Source organism: Pseudoduganella lurida (assembly GCF_007830455.1).
Lineage (GTDB): Bacteria > Pseudomonadota > Gammaproteobacteria > Burkholderiales > Burkholderiaceae_D > Rugamonas > Rugamonas lurida.
Genome location: NZ_VLLB01000006.1, coordinates 24403 through 41841 on the forward strand (window position 1 = coordinate 24403; position 17439 = coordinate 41841).

General features: G+C 67.2%; 15 protein-coding genes. 9 read left to right on the forward strand and 6 right to left on the reverse strand.

What is annotated here, in order from left to right; all coding sequences use genetic code 11:
- Positions 1–8: 8 nt before the first annotated feature.
- From IP91_RS17060 to IP91_RS17080, 5 genes are read left to right on the forward strand one after another with little or no spacing between them, the layout of a single operon-like run.
- Positions 9–365: an STAS domain-containing protein gene (locus tag IP91_RS17060; protein ID WP_145650301.1), complete on the forward strand. Its 357-nt coding sequence runs from the start codon at positions 9–11 to the stop codon at positions 363–365.
- Between the two features lie 47 nt (positions 366–412).
- Positions 413–799, forward strand: coding sequence for an anti-sigma regulatory factor (locus tag IP91_RS17065; RefSeq protein WP_145650574.1), 387 nt, complete (start codon positions 413–415; stop codon positions 797–799).
- On the forward strand, positions 784–1842 hold the full coding sequence (locus IP91_RS17070) for an ATP-binding SpoIIE family protein phosphatase (protein WP_145650302.1): 1059 nt from the start codon (positions 784–786) through the stop codon (positions 1840–1842). The genes IP91_RS17065 and IP91_RS17070 overlap by 16 nt, the downstream gene beginning before the upstream one ends.
- Positions 1839–3587 carry an ATP-binding protein gene (locus tag IP91_RS17075; RefSeq protein ID WP_145650303.1) on the forward strand — a complete coding sequence of 583 codons (1749 nt, stop codon included), beginning with the start codon at positions 1839–1841 and terminating at the stop codon, positions 3585–3587. Before IP91_RS17070 ends, IP91_RS17075 begins: the two co-directional genes overlap by 4 nt.
- Before the next feature lie 8 nt (positions 3588–3595).
- A complete protein-coding gene (locus tag IP91_RS17080) occupies positions 3596–5155 on the forward strand; it encodes an ATP-binding response regulator (protein ID WP_145650304.1) in 1560 nt (519 codons plus the stop codon).
- Positions 5156–5255: 100 nt separating this feature from the next.
- Here IP91_RS17080 and IP91_RS17085 read toward each other — a convergent pair whose 3' ends face one another.
- Together IP91_RS17085 and IP91_RS17090 are read right to left on the reverse strand one after the other, a co-directional pair.
- On the reverse strand, positions 5256–6491 hold the full coding sequence (locus IP91_RS17085) for a M20/M25/M40 family metallo-hydrolase (protein WP_145650305.1): 1236 nt from the start codon (positions 6489–6491) through the stop codon (positions 5256–5258).
- 8 nt (positions 6492–6499) lie between these two features.
- Positions 6500–7708, reverse strand: a complete 1209-nt coding sequence (locus IP91_RS17090) for a urate hydroxylase PuuD (protein ID WP_145650306.1) — start codon at positions 7706–7708, stop codon at positions 6500–6502.
- Positions 7709–7820: 112 nt separating this feature from the next.
- Here IP91_RS17090 and IP91_RS17095 point away from each other — a divergent pair, with 112 nt between their 5' ends.
- Positions 7821–8759 carry a LysR substrate-binding domain-containing protein gene (locus tag IP91_RS17095; RefSeq protein ID WP_145650307.1) on the forward strand — a complete coding sequence of 313 codons (939 nt, stop codon included), beginning with the start codon at positions 7821–7823 and terminating at the stop codon, positions 8757–8759.
- Positions 8760–9019: 260 nt separating this feature from the next.
- Positions 9020–10771, forward strand: a complete 1752-nt coding sequence (locus tag IP91_RS17100; RefSeq protein WP_145650308.1) for an allantoate amidohydrolase — start codon at positions 9020–9022, stop codon at positions 10769–10771.
- Here the strand turns inward: IP91_RS17100 and IP91_RS17105 are convergent.
- Positions 10758–11483 (reverse strand): sulfite exporter TauE/SafE family protein, encoded by a 726-nt coding sequence (locus IP91_RS17105; RefSeq protein ID WP_145650309.1) that lies wholly within the window; start codon positions 11481–11483, stop codon positions 10758–10760. The genes IP91_RS17100 and IP91_RS17105 overlap by 14 nt on opposite strands.
- Before the next feature lie 85 nt (positions 11484–11568).
- On the opposite strand from IP91_RS17105, the gene IP91_RS17110 reads away from it, so the two are divergent.
- A complete protein-coding gene (locus IP91_RS17110; RefSeq protein ID WP_145650310.1) occupies positions 11569–12477 on the forward strand; it encodes a LysR substrate-binding domain-containing protein in 909 nt (302 codons plus the stop codon).
- 51 nt (positions 12478–12528) lie between these two features.
- Positions 12529–13170, forward strand: a complete 642-nt coding sequence (locus IP91_RS17115; protein ID WP_145650311.1) for a CatA-like O-acetyltransferase — start codon at positions 12529–12531, stop codon at positions 13168–13170.
- A gap of 58 nt (positions 13171–13228) precedes the next feature.
- On the opposite strand, the gene IP91_RS17120 is transcribed toward IP91_RS17115, so the two are convergent.
- From IP91_RS17120 to IP91_RS17130, 3 genes are read right to left on the reverse strand one after another with little or no spacing between them, the layout of a single operon-like run.
- Positions 13229–14500 (reverse strand): Zn-dependent hydrolase, encoded by a 1272-nt coding sequence (locus IP91_RS17120; protein WP_307724425.1) that lies wholly within the window; start codon positions 14498–14500, stop codon positions 13229–13231.
- 13 nt (positions 14501–14513) lie between these two features.
- The gene (gene hydA, locus IP91_RS17125; protein ID WP_145650312.1) at positions 14514–15905 is read right to left on the reverse strand and encodes a dihydropyrimidinase; all 1392 of its coding nucleotides are present in this window, start codon (positions 15903–15905) and stop codon (positions 14514–14516) included.
- Entirely contained in the window at positions 15902–17395 is a 1494-nt protein-coding gene (locus IP91_RS17130) for an NCS1 family nucleobase:cation symporter-1 (RefSeq protein WP_145650313.1), read from the reverse strand. The genes hydA and IP91_RS17130 overlap by 4 nt, the downstream gene beginning before the upstream one ends.
- Positions 17396–17439: the final 44 nt, after the last annotated feature.

The window sequence follows — 17439 nt, forward strand, 5'->3', positions numbered from 1 at the left end:
GGGCACACATGGAACGCATTCCCATTCTGAAGATGGGCGACCTGCTGCTGGTGACGATCCAGGTGGACATGCATGACCGCCTGGCGATGACCCTGCAGGACGACCTGACCGCCCGCATCGTGAAGGACCGCGCCCGCGGCGTGCTGATCGACATCTCGGCGCTCGACATCGTCGACTCCTTCATCGGCCGCATGATCAGCAACACGGCAGCCATGGCGCGCATTCTCGATGCGCGCACCGTCCTGGTGGGCATGCAGCCCGCCGTGGCGATCACGCTCGTCGAACTGGGCCTCACGCTGCATGGCGTGCAGACGGCGCTGAACGTCGAAAAAGGCGTCACGCTGCTGCGGCAGCAGGCCCTGTAATCTTCGAGAGGCGCACCTTGAGCTATACAGACGTCGACGTGCAGGTGATGCCGATCCATACCGACGAGGATGTCGTGCGGCTGCGCCAGGCCGTCCGCGAGCAGATGATCGCCGCGGGGTTTTCGCTGATCGAGCAGACCAAGATGATCACGGCGGCCAGCGAACTGGCGCGCAACATCCTCCGCTACGGTGGCGGTGGCGACACACATATCCAGAAAATGCTGGAAGGCACGCGCAAAGGCATCGAGCTGACCTTCATCGACCAGGGCCCCGGCATACCCGATATCGACCGGGCACTCACCGACGGCTACACCACCGGCGGCGGCATGGGTCTCGGCCTGTCCGGCGCCAAGCGGCTGGCGGACGAATTCGACATCGAATCCTCACCAGGCAATGGCACCAAAGTCAGAATCAGTAAATGGAAACCATACTAGCGGCGGAACATCGCCAGAGCTGCCACCCGCTGAGCGATGCCAGCCAGGTGGCAGCGGTCCGCCGCGCCGCGGTGGACCTGTGCAACAGCCTGGACTTCGATGAAACGGCCGCCGGCGAAGTGGCGATCGTCGTCACCGAGGCCGCCACCAACCTGCTGAAACACGCCGGCCATGGCGAGATCCTGCTGCGCCCCCTGCAGCACAACGGCGCGCACGGCATCGAGATCCTGGCGGTGGACAAGGGCCCGGGCATCACCAACCTGGCCGCCAGCCTGGCCGATGGCATCTCCACGGCCGGCAGCTATGGCGTGGGCCTCGGTGCCATGCGCCGCCTGTCGTCCGAATTCGACATCTACAGCAGCCCGGGCCGCGGCACCGTCATCCTGATGACGCTGTGGCCGCGTGCCGTGAAGGCGCTGTCGCCGGCCGAGGCGGCACGCCGCGCGCCTGCACTGCGCTGCGGCGCCGTGTGCCTGCCGATGCATGGCGAGCATATTCCCGGCGACACCTGGTCGCTGGCCCTCGATGCCACCAGCGCCACCGTGGTGGTGGCCGATGGCCTGGGCCACGGCCCCCTGGCCGCCCAGGCCTCCGAACTGGCCGCCGCCACCGTCGCGCGCGATCCCGCCCTGCCCGCCGCCACGCTGCTGGAAGACATGCACGGGGCCATCCGTGCCACGCGTGGCGCCGCCGTGGCCGTGGCCCGCATCGACATGCTGGCCGGCGTGGTGCGCTTCGCCGGCGTCGGCAATATCGCCACGCACCTGATCAGCGGCCCGGAACGGCGCCAGCTGGTCTCGCACAACGGCATCGTGGGCAGCAATATCCGCAAGGTGCAGGAGTTCGATGCGCCGTGGGACGAATACACGCTGATGATCCTGTGCTCGGACGGCATCGGCACGCGCTGGCACCTGGACGACTACCCCGGCCTGGCGTCCTGCCACCCGGCCATCATCGCGGCCGTGCTGTACCGCGATTTCAGCCGCGGCCGCGATGACGTGACGGTCGTCGTGCTGCGCGACCAGCAGGGCTGGCGGCCATGACGCTGCGCATCCTCAGCCTCGGCATCGGCCAGGAACTGGACGTGGTGGCCTCGCGCCAGCGCGCGCGCCAGATCGCCGCGCTGTGCGGCTTCAACACGCAGGACCAGGCGCGCATCGCCACCGCCGTCTCGGAACTGGCCCGCAACGTCTACAACTATGCCGGCACCGGCCGCGTCGAGTTCTCCATCGAAGGCGAAACGGTGCCGCAGCTGATGGTGATCCGCATCGAGGACAAGGGCCCCGGCATCCCGCACCTGGCCATGGTGCTGGCCGGCCGCTACCAGTCGTCCACCGGGATGGGCATGGGCATCCTGGGGGCGCGCCGCCTGATGGACCAGTTCGACATCGTTGCGGAAGCCGGTGCCGGCACCACGGTCACGCTGAAGAAGCTGCTGCCGCAGGATGCCCCGCTCGTGACGCCGGCCGCGATCGGCGCGATGGGCGGCGAGTTCGGCGCGCTGGCGCCGGACGTGACCGTGTCCGAGGTCCAGCAGCAGAACAAGGAACTGCTGGCCACGCTGGCCGAGCTGAAGACGCGCCAGGACGAACTGGTGCAGCTGACCCGCGAGCTGGAAGACACCAACCGCGGCGTGGTGGCCCTGTACGCGGAGCTGGACGAGAAGGCCGACCACCTGCGCCGCGCCGACGAGATGAAGACGCGCTTCCTGTCCAACATGACGCACGAGTTCCGCACGCCGCTGTCGTCGATCCGCGCGCTGACGCGGCTGCTGCTGGAGCGCATCGACGGCGACCTGTCGCCCGAGCAGGAAAAGCAGGTGCGCTTCATCGCCAAGGGCGCCGAATCGCTGACCGAGCTGGTGGACGACCTGCTCGACCTGGCCAAGATCGAGGCCGGCAAGATCGACGTGCGCGCCGCGCCGTTCGAAGTGAGCGAAATGTTCTCCGCGCTGCGCGGCATGCTGCGCCCGCTGCTGCTCTCGAGCACGGTGGAACTGCTGTTCGACGCGCCGGCCGAGCCGATCACCATGGTCACGGACGAGGCAAAGCTGTCACAGATCCTGCGCAACTTCATCTCGAATGCGCTGAAGTTCACCGAGAGCGGCCATGTGCGCGTGACCGCGACCCTGCTGCCGAACGGCGATGCGGTGCGCTTCGACGTGGAAGACACGGGCATCGGCATCGCGCCCGAGCACCAGCAGATCATCTTCGAGGAATTCTCGCAGGTCGAGAACCGGCTGCAGCATCGCATCAAGGGCACCGGCCTCGGCCTGCCGCTGTGCCGCAAGCTGGCGCAGCTGCTGGGCGGTTCCGTCACGCTGCGCAGCACGCCGGACCAGGGCTCCACCTTCTCCACCACGATCCCGCTGGCCTTCGATGCCATGCCGGAGCCGCACGTGTTCCGGCCCGATACGGCCGATACGGGCGGCGTGCCCGTGCTGGTGGTGGAAGACGACCGCACCACCCAGCTGCTGTACCGCAGCTTCTTCCGCAACACGCCGTTCCGCGCCGTCATCGTGCGCAGCGTGTGGGAAGCCGAGCAGGCCTGGGCCGTGGAAGCGCCGGTCGCGGTGCTGCTCGACCTGTACCTGGTCGGCGGCGACAGCTGGCGCTGGCTGGCGCAGATCAAGGGCGACGAACGCCGCAAGCACGTCCCGGTGATCATCGCCTCCGAAGTGGCGGACCAGCAGAAGGCGTTCTCGCTGGGCGCCGACGCCTACTTCTGCAAACCCGTCGCACGGGACGAGCTGCTTGAACGGCTGCATGCCCTCTGTCGTATAAACTAGAGACCATCATGAAGGCACCTTCTTCCGAACCCCTGATCCTGAACGTCGACGACACGGACGCGGCACGCTATGCGAAAACGCGCATCCTCCAGCGTGCCGGCCTGCGCGTGATCGAGACGGGCAGCGGCACGGAAGCGCTGCGCCTGGCACAGGAAGAATCGCCCGACCTGGTGCTGCTCGATACCAAGCTGCCGGACATCAACGGCTTCGAGGTGTGCCGCCGCCTGAAGCAGAATCCGCTGACCACGCCCGTGCTGGTGCTGCAGACGTCCGCCTCCTACCTGGCTTCGCCGGACAAGGTGCGCGCGCTGGACAGCGGTGCCGACAACTACCTGTTCGAGCCGATCGAGCCCGAAGAACTGGTGGCCAATGTGTGCGCACTGCTGCGCCTGGGCCGCGTGGAGCGCGAGCTGCGCGACATGGACCGTCGCAAGGACGAGTTCCTGGCCATCCTCGCCCACGAGCTGCGCAATCCGCTGGGCCCGATCCGCAATGCCGTCGAACTGCTGCGCAGCCTCGACCCGCATTCCTCGCCGGCCCAGGAGAACGCCCGCCAGGTGATCCTGCGCCAGACCGACCACATGGTGCGGCTGGTGGACGACCTGCTGGATGTGTCGCGCATCTCGCAGGGCAAGATCACGCTGCGCCGCGCCGAAGTGGAGCTGTGCGCGCTGCTGAAAAGCGCCGTGGAAACGGCCGATCCGAACATCCGCGCGCGTCAGCATGCGCTCACGCTGCAGCTGCCGGACCACGAGATCTGGGTGGACGGCGACAGCGTGCGCCTGACGCAGGTGGTGGGCAACCTGCTCAACAACGCCGCCAAGTTCACGCCGCCGGGCGGCCGCATCGCGCTGTCGGTCTGCACCGAAAGAGACGATGCCGCGATCCGCGTGACGGACAATGGCATCGGCATCGCCGCCGAGCAGGCCGGTTCGATCTTCGACCTGTTCGCGCAGGCCGGCCATGCGCCGGACCGCGTGCAGGACGGCCTGGGCATCGGCCTGTCGCTGGTGCGCACCTTGGTCAACCTGCATGGCGGCACCGTGACCGTCACCAGTCCCGGCCTTGGCCAGGGCAGCACGTTCGAGATCCGCCTGCCCACGCTGGCCCGCTCGCCGGCGGCGGACGCCAGCGACTGCCCGGCCGAAGGCGTCACGGCCGTGCCGGTGGCGCAGCCCGCCGCGGCCCCCGCCGATACCTACCGCATCCTGGTGGTGGACGACAATGTGGACTCGGCCGAAATCGTCGCGGCCCTGCTGCAGTTCTCTGGCCACGAAGTGCACATGGCGCACGACGGCGCCGGCGCCATCGAGGCCGCGCTGCGCCTGAAGCCGGACGTGGTATTCCTGGACATCGGCCTGCCGGACATGAGCGGCGTGGAAGTGGCCGCCACGCTGCGCGGCCATGCCGAGCTGGCGAAGACCGTGCTGATCGCCCTGACCGGCTACGGCCAGGACAAGGACCGCATGGGTGCCATGGCCGCCGGCTTCAACCACCACCTCACCAAGCCCGTGAACATGGAAACGCTGAACGACACCATGCGCACGTTCATGCGGCCGGAGAAGTAGACACCGGAAGCATCATGAAGGGGACAGGCACCTATTTTGGAGCAACACCCGGTGTTGCTCCAAAATAGGTGCCTGTCCCCGATGTCCGCCGGCCTGCGACCTAAGGCGCGCCCAGCAAATCCAGCAAGGTCAACGCCACCACCTTGGTTGCCTTGCGCAGATCCTCCAGCAGCAGCCGCTCGTCGGCCTTCTTCGCATTCGACTCCGGCACCGTGCGGGGCCCGGCGCCATACAGCACCGCCGGAATGCCCTGCTCGCCATACAGCCGCGCATCCGCGTACAGCGGCGTGCCCTGCGCCGTGATCGCTTCGCCCATCACCGCCTGCGCATTCTGCTGCAGCGCCGTTACCAGCCGCTCGGAGCCCGGCAGGGGCCGCAGCGCATGCGACAGCAGCAGCCGGCGGATCTCCAGGCGGATGCCCGGCTCGCCGCGCACCGAGTCCTCGATCAGCGCTCGCACCTGCGCTTCCACCGCCACCGGATCCTCTTCGGGAATCATGCGGCGGTCCATCTTCATCACCACCTTGCCCGGCACGACGTTGGTGTTGGTACCGCCATCGATGCGGCCCACCAGCATCGTGGGCGAGTCGATGCCCGGCACGTTCGACTTGATCTTCTTCAGTTCCGGCAGCTGGCCGTAGACCGCGTTGAGGATCTTCGCGGCCGCCTGCAACGCGTCGACGCCCGTCTCCGGCATCGCGCCATGGCCCGACTTGCCGTGCACCGTGATCTCCAGCTGCAGGCAGGCGTTGTGCGCGGTGACGATGTTGTACGCGAAGCCCGCCGCGATCACCAGGTCCGGCCTGGTGATCTTCTGTGCGAGCAGCCAGCCGGGGCCCAGCAGGCCGCCGAACTCCTCGTCGTACGTGAAGTGCAGCTCGATGCCGCCCTTCAGCGGAATGCCCAGCGCTTCGAGCGCGCGCGTGGCGAAGATGTAGGTCGAGAAATCGCTCTTCGACACGGCTGCCGCGCGGCCGTAGATGTAACCGTCCTCGATCACGCCGCCGTAGGGTGGACGCGTCCAGCCATCGCCGGGCGGCACCACGTCGCCGTGCGCGTTCAGGGCCACGGTCGGCCCGCCCGCTGCATAGGGACGGCGCACCACCAGGTTGGTGATGCTCTCCATGCCGTAGTCGCGCACCACATCCGCCGGCACCGCGTGCTTCTCGGCACGCCAGCCATACGCGCCCACCATGTCCGCCACGCGGTCCGCATGCGGCGCGTTGTTGCCGGGCGGCGTATCGGTGGGCACCTGCAGTACCTGCTGCAGGAAGGCCACCTGTTCGTCGAAGTGGGCGTCGATCCAGCCAATCAGTTGATCCTTGTGTGACATCATTTCGCTCCTCATTTGGCACCACCGGCCAGCCACGCGGCGACCTTGGTGCGCTCGTCGTCCGTCATATTGGTGAGGTTCCCGATCGGCATGGCCTTCAGCTCCACCACCTGCTTGTGGATCTGCTGCGCGTGCTGGCGGATCTGGTCCGGCGTATCGAACACCACGCCGGCCGGCGCCGTGGCGAAGCCGGGCTGCGTGGGATGCGCGGAGTGGCAGGACAGGCAGCGCTGGTCCATGATCGCCTTCACTTGCGCGAACTGGTCAGGCACCGCGGCGGCAGCAGGTGCGACGGCGACCGGCTTCGGTGCGATCGCGATCGCCACCAGGGCCAGCAGCGCCACGCCGATGACCGGATAGCGCCATTCCACGCGGCCCTTGTGGCGCAGGTTGAAGAAGTGGCGGATGAACACGCCGGCCGCCATGATGAAGGCCAGCACCAGCCACGCGTGTTCGTGGCGGTAAGTCATCGCATAGTGGTTGCTGATCATGATGAACAGCACCGGCAGCGTGAAGTAGTTGTTGTGGACGCTGCGCTGCTTGGCGCGGATGCCGTGGATGGCATCCGGCCGGCCGCCGGCGCGCATCGCGTCGACCATCTTGCGCTGGCCGGGGATGATCAGCATCGCCACGTTGGCCACCATGATCGTGCCGATCATCGCGCCCACGTGGATGTAGGCGGCGCGGCCGGACAGCAGGTGCGTGAGCGCATACGTGGCCGCCACCAGCAGCAGGAAGATGACGATGCCGAACCACAGGTCATGCTTGCCCAGCGGCGAGCGGCACAGCAGGTCGTAGACGATCCAGCCGGCGACGAGGAAGCCTATGCCGATGCCGACCGATTGCCAGGTGGTCAGATCGGCGACGGCGCGGTCGATCATCATCGCCTGCGCGTTGAAGTAGTAGGCGATCGTCAGCAGCGCGAAGCCGGACAGCCAGGTGGAATAAGCCTCCCATTTGAACCAGTGCAGTTCCTTCGGCAGTTCGGCGGGCGCCACCAGGTACTTCTGCGGGTTGTAGAAGCCGCCGCCGTGCACGGCCCACAGCTCGCCCATCACGCCCTTGTTCGCCAGGTCCGACCCGGGGGCCGGCGGGCGGATCGAGTTGTCCAGCCAGACGAAGTAGAACGAGGCGCCGATCCAGGCGATGCCGGTGATGATGTGCAGCCAGCGCACGAGAAGGTTCAGCCATTCGAGGCCGTAGGGGAGGAAGGCTTCCATGCAATGAGGTCAGAAGAGTGGCAATGTATAGAAGATATAGGGTCGGGGCGGTACGCGACATGAAAATTCGCGTATATTCGACATATTCGTATAGCTATAGCAACAGTCGCCCATGTCCGCCCTGCCGCAACACCTCGATATCCACCTGATCCGCATCCTGTACCTGCTGCTGGTCGAGAAGAATGTCTCGCGCGTGGCGCTGAAGCTGAACCAGCCGCAGCCCTCGATTTCCGCCTCGCTGCGCAAGCTGCGCGAACTGACGGGCGATCCGCTGCTGGTGCGCGGCGCGCGCGGCATGGTGCCCACCCAGCATGGCGAGAGCCTGCTCAAGCCGGCCAAGCGCATCCTCGACGAGACGGAGAACCTGTTCGTCAAGAAGACGCCGTTCGTGCCGCAGGAAGAAGCGCGCACCTTCAACATCGCCGCGCCGGACTACCTGGACAGCCAGTTCCTGCCGAACGTGGTGGCGCTGCTGCGGCGCGGCTCGCCGCGCAGCCGCGTCGTCATCCACAGCCTGGGCCCGGGCGTCGATTACGTGCGCATGCTGTCCGATGGCGACATGGACCTCGTCATCGCCAACTGGGACGAGCCGCCGCAGCACCTGCACATCTCCAAGCTGTTCGAGGATCCGATCGTGTGCGCGATGAACGCCGCGTCGCCATATGCGAAGCGCACCGCCAGCGATGCGATGACGCTGGAGGATTACCTGTCGCTGCCGCACGTGGCGCCGTCGCAGATCGTGCAGGGCCACGGCGGCGTGATCGACTCGTTCCTGGAGCGCCAGAACCTGCGCCGCAACGTGGCCGTCGAATCGGCCTACTTCGGCCTGATCCCCTACATGCTCACGCAGACGGACCTGGTGCTGACGACCGGTCGCCAGTTCCTGCGCTTCTACGAAAAGTCCCTGCCGCTGAAGACGTTCACGGTGCCCATCAAATTCCCGCCGATGCGCTTCTACCAGCTGTGGCACGAGCGCGTGCACCAGGGCCCGGAACACAAATGGCTGCGGGACCAGGTCACTGTCGCCGCGAAGGCGCTGGCCACGAGATAGCCACCGCCGAGCTCGTGTCACACCGTAGGGTCAGGCGTAGTGACACGAGCTCTACAGTAGTTGGATCCAGGCATTTATAGGTAGCTCTGCCTAGAGTGGCAGAAATTCCTCAGGAAGCCTAATGCTGAGTGCGTGTCACTACGCCTGACCCCATGGTGTGACACAGACTCATCAGTAAGGTGGCATAGGAGCTATACGTTCCAGGCGAGTCGTTAGCCCGATGGGCGGTTTATCATTTGTACTTAACCTAGGACCCTGCGATGCCGACACTGACCGACCTGAACGCCCTCCCCGCCGACGCCTTCGTGCACGCCCTGCACGGCATCTACGAACACTCGCCGTGGATACCTGAACGGGCAGCGCCGCAGCGGCCGTTCGCCAGCGTGGCGGCGCTGAAGCAGGCGTTGCAGGCGGTGGTGACGGCGGCCACGGCGGACGAGCAGCTCGGCCTGATCCGCGAGCACCCGGAACTGGCGGGCAAGGCGGCCATCGCCGGCCAGCTCACGGCCGAGTCGACCAGCGAGCAGGCCAAGTCCGGCCTGAACCTGTGCAGCCCCGAGGAATTCGCCACGCTGCAGGGGCTCAATGCCGACTACAACGCGAAGTTCGGCTTCCCCTTCATCCTGGCCGTGAAAGGCCCGACGGGACAGGGCCTGACGCGCCAGGCCATCATCGCCACCTTCGCGCGGCGCCTGAAGAATCCGCGCGGTGCCGAAGTGGCCGAGTGCCTGCGCCAGATCCACCGCATCGCCGAGATGCGGCTGAACGACCTGCTCGGCGTGCAGCTCGCCTACGGTCCGCAGATCATGCAGTGGGCGGAAGACCTGGCCCAGTGGAGCGACGACGTGGATGGCCTCACCTGCGCCTACATGACGAACGCGCACCGCCGCACGGCCACGCAGCTGGCGGACTGGATGCGCGACGCCGGCATGCAGGTATCGATCGACGCCGTCGGCAACGTGGTGGGCCGCTACCCGAGCGATGCGCCCGATGCAAAGACGCTCATCACGGGCTCCCACTACGACACGGTGCGCAACGGCGGCAAGTACGACGGCCGCCTCGGCATCCTGCTGCCGCTGGCCCTGGTGCGCGGCCTGCGCGCGCGCGGCGAGAAACTGCCCTTCCACCTCGAAGTGATCGGCTTCGCGGAGGAAGAGGGAGTCCGCTTCCGCAGTACCTTCCTGGGCAGTAATGCCGTCGTCGGCCGCTTCGACATGAACCTGCTCGATGCCGCCGATGCGGAAGGCGTGACGATGCGCCAGGCGCTCGAAGCGGCCGGCCACGACGAAGCGGCCATCCCCGCCATCGCCCGCAAGGCCGAAGACATCCTCGCCTACGTCGAAGTCCACATCGAACAGGGCCCGGTGCTGCTGGGCCGCGGCCTGCCGCTGGGCGTGGTGACGGCGATCGCCGGCAGCTCGCGCTATCTCGTCGAACTGACGGGCCTCGCCAGCCACGCCGGCACCACGCCGATGGACATGCGCAAGGATGCCGCCGCGGCGGCCGCCGAGACCGTGCTGCTGGTGGAGGAACGCTGCGGCCGCGTGCCGTCGCTGGTGGGCACGGTCGGCCAGCTGGCGGTGCCGAACGGCTCCGTCAACGTGATCCCGGGCGCCTGCAAACTGTCGCTTGATATCCGCGCGGCCGAGGATGGCGTGCGGCTCGATGCGGTGAAGGACGTCCTGGCCGGCATCGAGGCCCTCTGCGACAGGCGCGGCGTGGAATTCGCGCTGCACCCGATCGTCCAGGCGCCCGCCGCACCATGTGCGCCATGGCTGATGGACCAGCTGGGTGATGCCGTCGAGCGCAGCGGCCTGCCCCGCTTCGACCTGCTGTCCGGCGCCGGCCACGATGCGATGGCAATGGCGGCGCTGACGGACGTGGCCATGCTGTTCACCCGCTGCGGCAACGGCGGCATCAGCCACAACCCGCTGGAGACGATGACGGCGGACGATGCCGACATCGCCGCCACCGTGCTGCTGGACTTCCTGCGCAGCTTCAAGCAGCGCTGAAGGACAGGTGCGCGCCCAGCGCGAACAGCGTGACGAAGAAGCAGCGCCGGAACAGCGCCGGTTTCAGGAGCAACCGCAGCCGCTCGCCCAGCAGCAGGCCCGCCAGCGCCGGCAGCTGCGCCGCGAAGGACATGCCGGCCGCCGCCGGTTCCCAGGCGCCGTGCGTGGTCAGCGTAACGGCCAGCGCCAGCGTCGACACGGTGAACGACAGCCCCATCGCCTGCACCAGCTCCTCCTTGTCCAGCCCGAGCGCCTGCAGGTAAGGCACGGCGGGGATCACGAATACGCCGGTTGCCCCCGTCAGCAGGCCGGTCGCCGCACCGACGATGGGGCCCAGCCAGCTTTCCTGCCCGGGCCGTACCTGCCAGCGCCACGTCGACAGGCCGAGCAGCGCATACAGCACCAGCGCGATGCCCAGCAAGCCCTTGCCATCGGCCTGCGCGAACAGCGCGCCGCCGACCAGCGTGCCACCGCAGACGCCCAGCAGCATCGGCCGCAGGCGCAGCCAGACTTCGTACAGGCCGCGCCGCGCCAGCATCTGCCACACGTTCGTGAAAAGCGAAGGCACGACCAGCAGGGCCGCGGCCTGCAGCGGCGGCATCACCAGTCCCAGCAGGGCCATGGCCACCGTCGGCAGGCCCATGCCCGTCACACCCTTCACGAAGCCGGCCAGGGCGAACACCGCGCAGATATAGAGTAGATTGTTTTCCATGGCCGCAGTATGCCGCCCCGCCAGCCATCGGAAAATCTGGAATATACTGCTCCAGCCTTCGTGCTATCCGAAGGCTGGAGATCGCATGCGCTTTGACCTGACCGACCTGAAACTGTTCCTGCGCGTGCTGGAGACCGGCAGCATCACGGCCGGCGCCGCACATGCCCACCTGGCGCTGGCCTCGGCCAGTGCACGCATCCGCGGCATGGAGGATGCGCTGGGCGTGCCGCTGCTGCAGCGCAGCCGCCGTGGCGTGGAAGCCACCGCCGCAGGCCGCACGCTGCTGCACCACGCGCGCCTGATCACGCAGCAGATGGAGAAGATGCGCGCGGACCTGGGCGAATATGCTTCCGGTCTGAAAGGGCACATCCGCCTGCTGTGCAATACGTCGGCGCTGACGGAATTCCTGCCCGATGCGCTGGCCGCCTTCATGGCCACGCACCCGCAGGTGAACGTGGACCTGGAAGAGCGCCTGTCCAGCGACATCGTGCAGGCGATGCGCGAGGACCTGGCGGACGTGGGCATCATCACGGATTCGGTGGACAGCAGCGGCCTGGAAACGCGCCTGTTCTGCGAGGACCGGCTGGTGCTGGTGCTCGGCCCCGGCCACCCGCTCGGCAAGGGCCTGCGCCGCAACGGCAGCCTGCCCTTCGCCGCCACGACGGAGCACGATTTCATCGGCCTGGCCGGCGACAGCGCGCTGCAGCAGTTCCTCGGCGAACAGGCCAATCGCCTCGGCAAGCGCCTGCGCTACCGCGTGCGGGTGCGCAGCTTCGACGCCGTCTGCCGCATGGTGGCCAGCGGTGCGGGCCTGGCCGTGGTGCCCGAGTCGGCCGTGCTGCGCTCGCGCGACGCGGCCAACGTGAAGGTCGCGAAGCTGGCCGACCCATGGGCCAAGCGCCGCCTGCTGCTGTGCATGCGGGGCTACGCCGACCTGCCCGGCTACGCGCGCGAACTGGTCGATGCGCTGGCCTCCTTCCACGACACGGCATGAAGGCATGCGACAATGCCGCGCCCGGATCGACACGACTTACACGGAAATCGCATGGAACACTTCGAACGGCGGCGCGACCGCTTCCAGCTCTTCGACGGCATGGACAGCGCCGCCGTCAACCTGTGCTTCACGATGGAACTGCCGGATTTCCGGCCCTGGTGCAGGGAACAGGGCCTGCCGCCCTTCCACGTGCTGCTGTGCGCCGTGCTGCGCAGCGTGCTGAAAATCGAGAACTTCCGTTATCGCGTCTTCGAGGGCGAAGTGATCAGGGTCGATGCGCTGGTGCCGTCGTTCACCGTGATCAACCAGCACAACGACCTCAATTTCGCGATGTTCGACTGGTCGGACGACCTGCGCACCTTCGTCGCACGGGGCGTGGCGGCGCGCGAACAGGCGTCCGGCATGACGGAGCTGAACAGCTTTTACCGCACGCTGTCGCCGCGCGCGGCCAAGAACCAGGTTTTCATCACCTGCATCCCCTGGCTGAACTTCCACTCGATCCAGCATCCGGTCGCCGCGCTGGACTGCCCGGACATCCCGTCCCTCGCCTGGGGCAAGTTCCGCGACGGCGCGCCCGGCGAGCTGCTGCTGCCCTTCTCCGTCCAGGCCCACCACGGCTTCGTGGACGGCTTCCACATCCACCAGCTGGCGCAGCAGATCGCTGAAGAGCTACGGCAGATCATGGCCGACTGAGACGCTGGCCGGACAGGCCGCAATGGCGGCGCGCCGGCCTGCGCGGTCAAAGCAGGCGTCAAACCACCTTTGCCCGCTCCAGCATCGCATGCAGCAGCACATTGCAGCCGGCCTCCAGGTGGCCCGGCTGGGCGTCTTCGATCTCGTTGTGGCTGATGCCGTCCTTGCACGGCACGAAGATCATGCCGGACGGGGCGAGGCGCGCGGCGTAGATCGCGTCGTGGCCGGCGCCGGAGACCACGTCCATCGCCGAGTAGCCCAGCTTTGCGGTGGCGCTGCGCACGGCGCCCACGACATCGGGATGGAACGGGCAAGGCGGGTAATACGATACCCGTTCCAGCTTGATGGAGAGCCCCGATGCCGCGGCGGTGTTCTCGACGAACGCCGAGATTTCCTCGTGCATTTTGTTCAGCAGCTCGTCGTTCACGTTGCGCAGGTCGATGGAGAATTTCACTTCGCCGGGAATCACGTTGCGGCTGTTCGGGAACACCTGCATCATGCCGACCGTGCCGCGGCCGTACGGCGGATAGCGGTTGGCGATCGCCACCACTTCCGGGATGATCTGCGCGGCCACCTGCATCGCATCGCGGCGCAGGCCCATCGGCGTGGGCCCCGCGTGCGCTTCCATGCCGGTCACCGTGCAGTCGTACCACGACAGGCCCATCACGGCCGGTACCACGCCGATCACCTTGTCGGCATCTTCCAGCACGGGGCCCTGCTCGATGTGCGTCTCGAAGTAGGCGCCGATCGGATGATCGCCTGGCACCTGCGTGCCCTTGTACCCGATGCGTTCCAGTTCCTCGCCGACCGTCTTGCCATCGACATCCTTCGCGGCGTAGGCCGTCTCCAGCGAGAAGGCGCCGCAGAACACGCCGGAGCCCATCATCACGGGCACGAAGCGCGAGCCTTCCTCGTTGGTCCAGAACGCCACCTCGATCGGCGCCTCCGTGCGGATGCCGTGGTCGTTCAGCGTGCGCACCACTTCCAGGCCGGCCAGCACGCCGTAGTTGCCGTCGAACTTGCCGCCGGTGGGCTGCGTGTCGATATGGCTGCCCGTCATGACCGGTGGCAGCGCGTCGTTCGTGCCGGCGCGGCGCATGAACACATTGCCGATCTGGTCGATGGTGACCGTCATGCCGGCCGCTTTTCCCCAGCCGACGACGAGGTCGCGGCCCTGGCGGTCCAGGTCCGTCAGCGCCAGGCGCTTCACGCCGCCCTTCTCCGTGGCGCCGATCTGCGCCAGTGCCATCAGCGCATCCCACAGGCGCTTGCCATCCACGCGCAGGCCGTTCAATACACTCATTTTCTCTTCCCTACTGAGGTCGTTCATATCGATTCCTTGTTCAGGCGGTGACGGGGACAAAGGCGGGGCGGTCGATATGGCGTCCGGCGCCCTCGACAGCCATCAGTTCGCCGCGGTGGAACACCACCTTGCCGGCGGCAACGGTGGTACCGGGAATGCCCTGCACGGTGCGGCCTTCGAAGACATTGAAGCCGCCCTTCGAATGCTGCGTCTTGGCCGAGATGGTGCGCGTGCCGGCCGGATCCCAGACGACGATGTCCGCATCCGCGCCGGCCTGGATCACGCCCTTGCGCGGATAGATATTGAAGATCTGCGCCGCATTGGTCGAGGTGATGCGCACGAATTCGGAGGGCGTCAGCAGGCCCTTGTTGACGCCTTCGTCCCAGATCACGGCCATGCGCTCCTCGACGCCGCCGCAGCCGTTCGGGATCTTCGTGAAGTTGTCGCGCCCCGCCGCCTTCTGCTCGCCGCAGAAGGTGCAGTGGTCGGTGGCGGTCGTGTGCAAGTTCCCGCCCTGCAGGCCCTGCCACAGCGCACGCTGGTGCTCCTTGCTGCGGAACGGTGGGCTCATCACGTGGCCCGCCGCGAATTCGAAATCGGGCGACTGGTAGACGCTCTCGTCGATCAGCAGATGCCCCGCCAGTGCCTCGCCGTAGACGCGCTGGCCCATCGCGCGGGCGCGCGTGATCGCATCAAGCGACTCCTTGCACGACACGTGCACGATGTACAGGGGCGTTTGCAGCACGTTGGCAATGGCGATGGCCCGGTTGGCCGCCTCTGCTTCCACGGCCGGTGGACGCGACAGCGGATGCGACGCCGGCCCCGTCAGGCCCTTCTTCAGCAGGTCCTGCTGCAGCTGGTAGACCAGCTCCCCGTTCTCCGCATGCACGGTGGGGATCGCGCCCAGCTCCAGCGAGCGGCGGAAGCTTTTCACCAGCGTTTCGTCATCCGCCATGATGGCGTTCTTGTACGCCATGAAGTGCTTGAAACTGTTCACGCCATGGTCGCGCACCAAGGTGCCCATCTCCTCGTGCACGAGATCGGACCACCAGGTGATCGCCACGTGGAAGGTGTAGTCGCCGGCCGCCTTCGCCGCCCAGCCGCGCCACTGGTGATAGGCCTCCAGGGGGGACTGCTGCGGATTCGGGATGACGAAGTCGATGATCGTCGTGGTGCCGCCCGCCAGGCCGGCGGCCGTGCCGGTAAAGAAATCGTCCGCCGTGACGGTGCCCATGAACGGCAGGTTCATGTGCGTGTGCGGGTCGATCCCGCCCGGCATCACGTACTGGCCGCCGGCGTCGATGGTCTGTGCGCCAGCCGGCGCCTCCAGGTTGTCGCCCACGGCGACGATGCGGCCGCCGTCGCACAGCACGTCGGCACGGAAGGCGCGGTCGGCATTGACGACGGTGCCGCCGCGAATCAGGATGCTCATCGGGTTTCTCCATTCAGTACTGGCGTGGCGGTGTCCAGCGCCGGAGCACGCATCAGCGCACCGTAGACGATGGCGGAAATGGCGATGCCGACGAACCAGGCGTACGTATAGATCGTCTTGAACAGATCGCTCACGGTCGGGAAGGCGGCCGGGAACGCGGCGTTCAGGAAGCCCGGCACGTTCGGCGCCACGCCCACCGCGAACGCGGCGATCGCGGCCAGGTTCCAGCCGTTGCGGTACGAGTAGATGCCGTTGTCGCGGTACAGCTCCGCCACCTGCAGCTCCGTCTTGCGCACGAAGTAGTAATCCACGATCAGCACGCCGGCGATGGGGCCCAGCAGCGCCGAGTAGCCGATCAGCCACGTGAAGATGTAGCCCTGCGTCGTCTCCAGCAGCTTCCACGGCATCATCGCCAGCGCGATGCCGGCCGTGATGAAGCCGCCGGTGCGGTACGAGATCGTCTTCGGCGCCAGCGCGGAGAAGTCATATGCGGGACCGACCAGGTTCGCGGCCAGGTTGACGCTGACCGTATCGACCAGCAGCACGACCAGCGCCACCAGCACGGCCACGCCCGTCATGCGCGCGGCCAGGTCGACCGGGTCCCAGATCGCCTTGCCATACAGGACGACCGTGGCGGAGGTGACGATGACGGCCAGCGCCGCCAGCAATCCCATCGGCACCGGCAGGCCGACGGACTGGCCCACGATCTGGTCCTTCTGCGAATGGGCGAAGCGGGTGAAGTCGGGGATGTTCAGCGCCAGCGTGGCCCAGAAGCCCACCATCGCCGTCAGCGAGGGCCAGAACGCCGTCCAGAACTGCCCGGCCTTGGCACCGCCCGGCGCGAACGCGGACGGCTGGTCCAGCAGCGGGCCGAAACCGCCGGCCTTCTCGTTCACCCACCACAGCAGCACGAAGCAGATGGCGATCTTCAGCGGCGCCGTGTACGTCTCCAGCTTGCGGATCGAATCCATGCCGTGCACGATGTACCAGAACTGGATCGCCCAGAACGCCAGGAAGCAGGCCAGTTGCGCGCCGTTGATGCCCAGGCCCGCGATCTTGTCGCCGCCGATCTCGTGCCCCATCAGGACACCGAGCAGCGTGTAGATCATCTGGCCGCCGAACCAGGTCTGGATGCCGTACCAGCCGCAGGCCACGATGGCGCGCATCAGCGCCGGCAGCTTGGCGCCGGACGTGCCGAACGAGGCGCGTGCCAGCACGGCGTACGGGATGCCGTACTTGGTGCCGGCATGGCCGATGGCCAGCATCGGTACCAGCACGATCGCATTGGCCAGGAACACGGTGCCAACGGCCTGCCAGGCCGACATGCCGCCTTCGACGAGGCTGGCGGACAGCGTGTAGGCGGGAATGCACATCACCATGCCGACCCACAGCGCGGCGAAGTGGTACCAGCGCCAGGTGCGCTGGGCGGCCGTAGTGGGGGCGAGGTCTGCGTTCCAGAGGTTGGGGTTGGCGTTCGGTTCGTGGGTCACTGGGGGCTCCGGATAAATGGCGACAGTTGCGTTGGTGGGGTCTG